At 45.9% G+C, this 5,957-nt stretch carries 4 protein-coding genes; all 4 read left to right on the plus strand.

Annotated elements, in window-relative coordinates:
- Nucleotides 1–622, plus strand: a 622-nt coding sequence (locus MJ769_RS01005; RefSeq protein ID WP_239233983.1) for a hypothetical protein, incomplete at its 5' end; no start/stop codon positions are given.
- 247 nt (nucleotides 623–869) lie between these two features.
- Entirely contained in the window at nucleotides 870–3,146 is a 2,277-nt protein-coding gene (gene gspD / locus MJ769_RS01010) for a type II secretion system secretin GspD (RefSeq protein ID WP_239233984.1), read from the plus strand.
- Between the two features lie 333 nt (nucleotides 3,147–3,479).
- Nucleotides 3,480–3,902 (plus strand): DUF4864 domain-containing protein, encoded by a 423-nt coding sequence (locus MJ769_RS01015; protein ID WP_239233985.1) that lies wholly within the window; start codon nucleotides 3,480–3,482, stop codon nucleotides 3,900–3,902.
- A gap of 203 nt (nucleotides 3,903–4,105) precedes the next feature.
- Nucleotides 4,106–5,593, plus strand: coding sequence for a hypothetical protein (locus MJ769_RS01020; protein WP_239233986.1), 1,488 nt, complete (start codon nucleotides 4,106–4,108; stop codon nucleotides 5,591–5,593).
- The last annotated feature ends 364 nt before the right edge of the window (nucleotides 5,594–5,957 follow it).

A 5,957-nucleotide genomic window follows, 5' to 3' on the forward strand; every position in this document is an offset into this window, starting at 1 on the left:
AAAGCCGCAAAAAATCAGGCCGGCAGTGCTGCCATTACAGTCGGAGTTCGCTTTGCGGTCACTGGACAAATCCTATACGGAGATATTGGCACGGCCACTGTTTGTTTCAAGCCGCCGCCCACTGCCGCCCAAGTTCGTGCCTGGTCAGCGTTCGGCATCGTCTGCGTCTACTCGCCGCTCACTGTCTCTGTCGCCGCCGCCATCCCTGCCGCTTGTACCTGTGCCGATAGCGCCTCCCAAGCCAGCCATGCGCAAAGGACAGTTTATTTTGGACGGCATCATTATTACCAAGGACAAAAATATCGCGCTCTTGCGAGAAGTCGCTACCCGCAAGATGGTACGTGTCGAGCTGGGTCAAGAAATTAACGGCATGCTAATTGAGAAATTAGATCGTGATAAAATCACCTTCAAACAGGGCGATGAGCACGAGGAAGTAGTACTGAAAATCAAGACGGTATCGAAACCGCCAGGCATGTATGGTAAACCAGGTATGCCGGCGCAATTTGCTGCACCCGCTGCGAATGTACCGGGGTCGCCAGTTGCAGCTCCGGCTGCGAACGTTGCTGATCCACGGTCTGTGTTCGAACGACGCCGTGCTTTGCGTCAACAACCGCAGGAATGACGAATAAATTTTATATTTTTACAGGATTCACCGTGAGCAACCATTCGACAAATGCAAGACGAACAGCTAGAGAAAGTCAGCTTAAAGTCCGTTCGTCTTGAGCATATCGAAGGATAAGCGGATTTATTTTTCTGTAAAAGATCTACTTTTGCCGCAGAAAAATTGAACTTTATTACCTCACGCTATAACGCATTAGAGCCATTTTGATTAAGAAGCCAATTATGCTACACAAAGAAAAGAGAACAGAATGAATAAAACTCGCCTCCGTTTGATACTGGTTATGATCACCCTCCCTTTGCTGGGAGGGTGTGCTACCTTTTTCAAGATGTTCGAAGCGAACGATGAGAAGCAAAGCGACGAACAGAAGATCGACGAGGTTGTAAAACCGCAGTTAATTACGCGGAACATTGTTGATGCCGAAACTAAAAATGTTGCAGAAGAAAAGCCTAGCGGAATTGTTGGTTCGGGAAAAGTGAAGCTGTATCCTGGCACTGGAGTATTTGTCAAAGCACCAGTGCCGGCGCCGGTTGCAAGCGTGGTCAAGCCAGCTGCAGGAGACGAAATGATGCTCAATTTCGAAGGTGCTGACTTGCGCGAGGTAGTCAAAGCAATTATTGGTGATATCTTCAATGAAACTTACATCATTGATCCCAAGGTGCAAGGTGTAATCAATTTACATACCAGCAGCCCTCTTCAGCGCAAGGATTTGCTGCCAACACTGGAAACACTGCTGCGCATGAATGGTGCAGCGATCATCAGAGAAGAAGGGATATACAAAATAGTTCCGGCAGCTACTGCCACACGCGGCTCAATCACGCCGCAATTGGGAGACGACAGGGTAATATTGCCAGCTGGTCGCGGTTACAGTGTTCAAATCGCACCGTTGAAATTTATTGCCGCCAAGGAAATGGTAAAGATTCTTGAACCATTTGTTACGGAAGCGAACGCCGTGCGTATTGATGAAGCACGCAACCTGATTATTCTTTCCGGTACCGAGCGAGAGTTACGGCATTTGCAGGACACCATTGCCATGTTTGATGTGGATTGGCTGGCTGGTATGTCAGTCGCCTTGTTCACACTGCAAAGTGTCGATGTGAAGACTGCCGTGGCCGACCTCAACAAAATTTTTGGCGCTCAGGCGCTAAGTCCATTGGCAGGCGTGGTCAAGCTGGTGCCGATTGAGCGGCTGAATGCCATTCTGGTAATCACACAGCAACCCAAATATCTGGAGCAGGCAAAAATATGGATTGAACGTATGGATCACAGCGGTGGAACAGGTGGCGGCATGCGCTTGTTCGTTTATCCAGTGCAGAATGGGATGGCTGAGAAGTTGGCGGCATTGATTAACAATGTATTCACCAAATCAACAACCTCGACGTCGCTCCCGCCTGCACTTGCTCCTGGCTTGGCACCGGCAGAGGTCAAGTCGACAGAATCCACCCCCGTGGATGCAACCCAAGCTGCGGAGGCGCTAGCGATTGCTGGCGATAGTGTCGCAGTTAAGGGTGACGTTCGAGTGATCGCAGACAAGGACAACAATGCGTTGCTAATTTTGGCATCGCCGGCCAATTACGAAAAGATAGAAGCTGCCATTCGCAAGCTTGATGTGCCACCACGACAGGTTTTAATTGATGTCACAATTGCCGAGGTAACGCTAACTGGTGATTTGAAGTTTGGATTGGAGTGGGCCTTCAAAAATGGGTCGCGCGGAAGCGGCAAGCTCGATACTGGCGGTCCCGGGATTAGCGCATTGGCACCCGGTTTCTCCTATGTTTTAAGTAATGCAAATGTAGTGGGCGGAGTGGCCTCAGCGCTTAATTTATTGGCAACCGACTCGCGCGTCAAGGTGATTTCTTCGCCACATATAATGGTCACCGACAATCAGACCGCTAAAATCCAGGTCGGCGATCGGGTGCCGATTACTAGCCAAACCCAATCTGTTTTAGGTTCCACCACGGGGCTTATTGCTTCAATTCAGTATATTGATACCGGAATTCTGTTAACGGTTACACCGCGTATCAATGCCGGTGGTCAAGTTACGATGGATATCAATCAAGAGGTTAGTGCGGCCGCAATAACCACAACATCCTCGATTAACTCTCCTACTATCAGCAAGCGTGCGGTAAAAACCACAGTCGTGGTTAAATCCGGTGAAACCATGGTATTGGGCGGATTAATTACGGATAACAAAACTAATGCAAGTAGCGGATTGCCGTATCTATCGAAAATTCCATTTATAGGCGGGCTGTTCGGCACCCAGTCTATTGCTAATAACCGCACCGAACTGGTTCTTCTTATTACCCCGCGTTTGGTTGCCAATAATCAGCAGGCACGCGCAGTCAGCGAAGAGTTTCGAAAAAAACTCAGCGGGTTAGGCGACATGCTGGAAGATCTTGGAAAGTCTAGCGACATATCTAAGAAGCCTGCCGGTTTAGATGAATCGTTAGAAAAAATCGGGAAGCCTGGCGATATACCAAAACAAATTGATGATAAGCAAGTTAAACAAGCCCCTTTACTCAGGTAGATTCCCACTTGCATTACAAAATCAGTGGAACGCCCTAAAGTATTTCTACATCTTGCCGTAAAGTGATTTGCAAGATGAATATAAATGAGACGAGTAAAGTGAATTCCTGCTTTTTTAGTGTGCAAACATAATTCTGAAATGAAATTAATGCGAATAAATTACAAGTAAAAAATTATTGATAACTGAGCCAATCTACTTTACCTTTTATGTGTTGTATAAAAGAGACAGCATAACAAAAGAACTTCGATTGTTCTTGACAGCATATTAACGCAAGAGTGACTATACTCGGAATAAAAAAACTATAGATATTTGGGTGAGCTTTTGAAAAAACAGATGTGCGGAATTTCGTATAAATTGCAAAGTGGTGTGGCGGCGATTTTCCTGAGTGTTGGTATCATAGGCTGTGCCGGATCGGGCGGTAGTTCATTATCAGATTCTCAGAATGAGCCGCAAAAGATGGTTGCCGATCTGGCCGCTGCTCGCTGGGAAGCCTTGACAAAAGGAGATTTCGCCAAAGCGTATAGTTATCTTAGCCCTGGTACGCGCGAAGTTATGTCATTGGATTTATATAGAGCTAAAATCCGTGGTGGGAATTGGAAAAAAGCGAATGTGGATTCTGTTTCATGCGAGCTAGACCAGTGCAAGGTGCTAATGGCAGTTGAGTATAGCTACCGTGATATTAAATCAATTGAGACTCGCGTGGACGAGAATTGGTTGCGTCGAGAAGGGAAATGGTGGTTTGTCCCGATTAGGTAGTTTGTGGTTATGGATTTAGATAGGAGGATTATGTGTACAAAAAATCACTTGTAGAATGAAACAACTATGATATACAATAACATCGCAGTAATTTCTAAAGTCGACTGTAGTAATTATTGAGGTAATACTTTATAGAAGTAGTAATCTTTTCTCGAAGTCAAACTTCAACATTTCGTAACAAAATATTAAGGAGTCTAGCGATAATGCAAAAATTTAAAAGAAAGTCACTGTATCTTGCTTTGGTAGCGGCAGTAAGCTCGGTTGGTATAGCAAATACAGCAAGTGCTGCTGTAAACGTAAATTCAAATGGTTTAGGTGAGGTTCTGATTTATCCGTACTACACCACTCGTGCAGGAATGGACACCTATCTGTCTGTAGTCAACACTACTAACTCTTCCAAAGCTGTAAAAGTGCGTTTCACAGAAGGCAAAAATAGCCGCGAAGTGTTGGACTTTAACCTCTATCTGTCCCCTAATGACATGTGGACTGCTGCTGTTGTGAATACAACTAACGGCGCAAAGCTTGTTACTGCTGACAAGTCTTGCACAGCCCCCCAGATTCCAGCTAATGGCAAAGAATTCGTGAACTTCGCGTTTTCCGGCGCAGCGCTTGAAGGAATTCAACAAAGTGGCGGCGATGGCGAGACCCAATCCTTGGATCGTACCCGTGAAGGCTATTTCGAAATTATCGAAATGGGCACCATCACAAATACAGCGATCAATGCTGCTATAACGCACGTTAATGGCGTGCCGGCTAATTGTGCCGTGGTTCAAGCTGCTACAATGAACATGGGAGTTGGTAGCGCATTGGTGGTAGGTGGGCAATCAGCTATAGCCAATCCGTCAACTGGTGGCTTGGCAGGTACTGCCTCTCTGATAGGTGTTGCAGCTGGAACAGATTTTGGCTATGACCCGGTTGCGTTGGATGCCTTTGCACCAAATAACGTCCAGAATATCTGGAATGCTCCAGGCAGCATTTTCCCTGATTTGACATTTGCAAACACTACCAGCGTAATATTCAACCATGGCTCACCCGTGACCAGCACTTGGCTTAGTGGAGACGCTACTGTCAGCGCGTTGCTGATGCACAACAATATCATCAATGAATATGTACTGGATAACGCTACCTTGTCCGGAACTGATTGGGTGATAACAATGCCGACCAAGCGTTACAATGTTCCTGTTCATAACCCGGCTGTGTCGCCAGACACAACTCAATTATTTAGCCCATTTACCCATAAGTTCTGGCTCAATGGCGCGTGTGAACCAGTTGGTTTAAGCTACTGGGATCGCGAAGAGGGTAACGTCAGCATTGTTGACTTCTCACCACCTGCCCCAGGCGGCGGCACTTCCCTGTGCTGGGAAACAACGATTGTAACGTTCAACAACAGCCATGTATTGGGTTCAGTTAACGAAGTGAATGTTCCCGTAAACTTTGAGAATGGTTGGTTGCGTATGGCCTTTAACGCTACCGGAATATCAGTCACTAATGGACAAGTGGATGGTAATAACGTAACCCATGGTACAGCTTCACAATCATTGACCAGTGTTGATGGCGATACTTATATCGGATTGCCTACCGTTGGTTTCATGGTGCAAGATTTCATCAACCAGAATGCTGCGCCTGGAGTAATGGCTACCTATGGTGGTAATTTCAACCATAAGTACACAACTTCGATTTCTGAGGATTGATGGGGGGTTGTCTTTAACCTGTATTAATTTGTTGCTGGAAACCAATGCGTAGCTGTTAGACGTGCTGGTTGGAACGGAGGTGCGAAGAAATTCCACCTCCGTTTTTCATTCATAAATTTTGTATGTAATCCACAAAATATTTAAAAATTTAGGCAGTGAATTGCCATTCATTCCTGCATTATTACCATTCGGCGGAATAGAATTGCTACTGTGTGTTATGGTATGTATTGTGCAACTTAGCTAGGGAATAAGATTTGAAATGAGTTTTTTCAAATCAGGCCTGATAAGCTTTACGGCTCGCGCAAAGGACTACTAGATTTTAAACGCGATTCCGCAATCTGGTAATATAACTCTAAATTTGGAG

This window comes from Candidatus Nitrotoga sp. BS, assembly GCF_927797785.1.
Classification (GTDB): Bacteria; Pseudomonadota; Gammaproteobacteria; order Burkholderiales; family Gallionellaceae; genus Nitrotoga.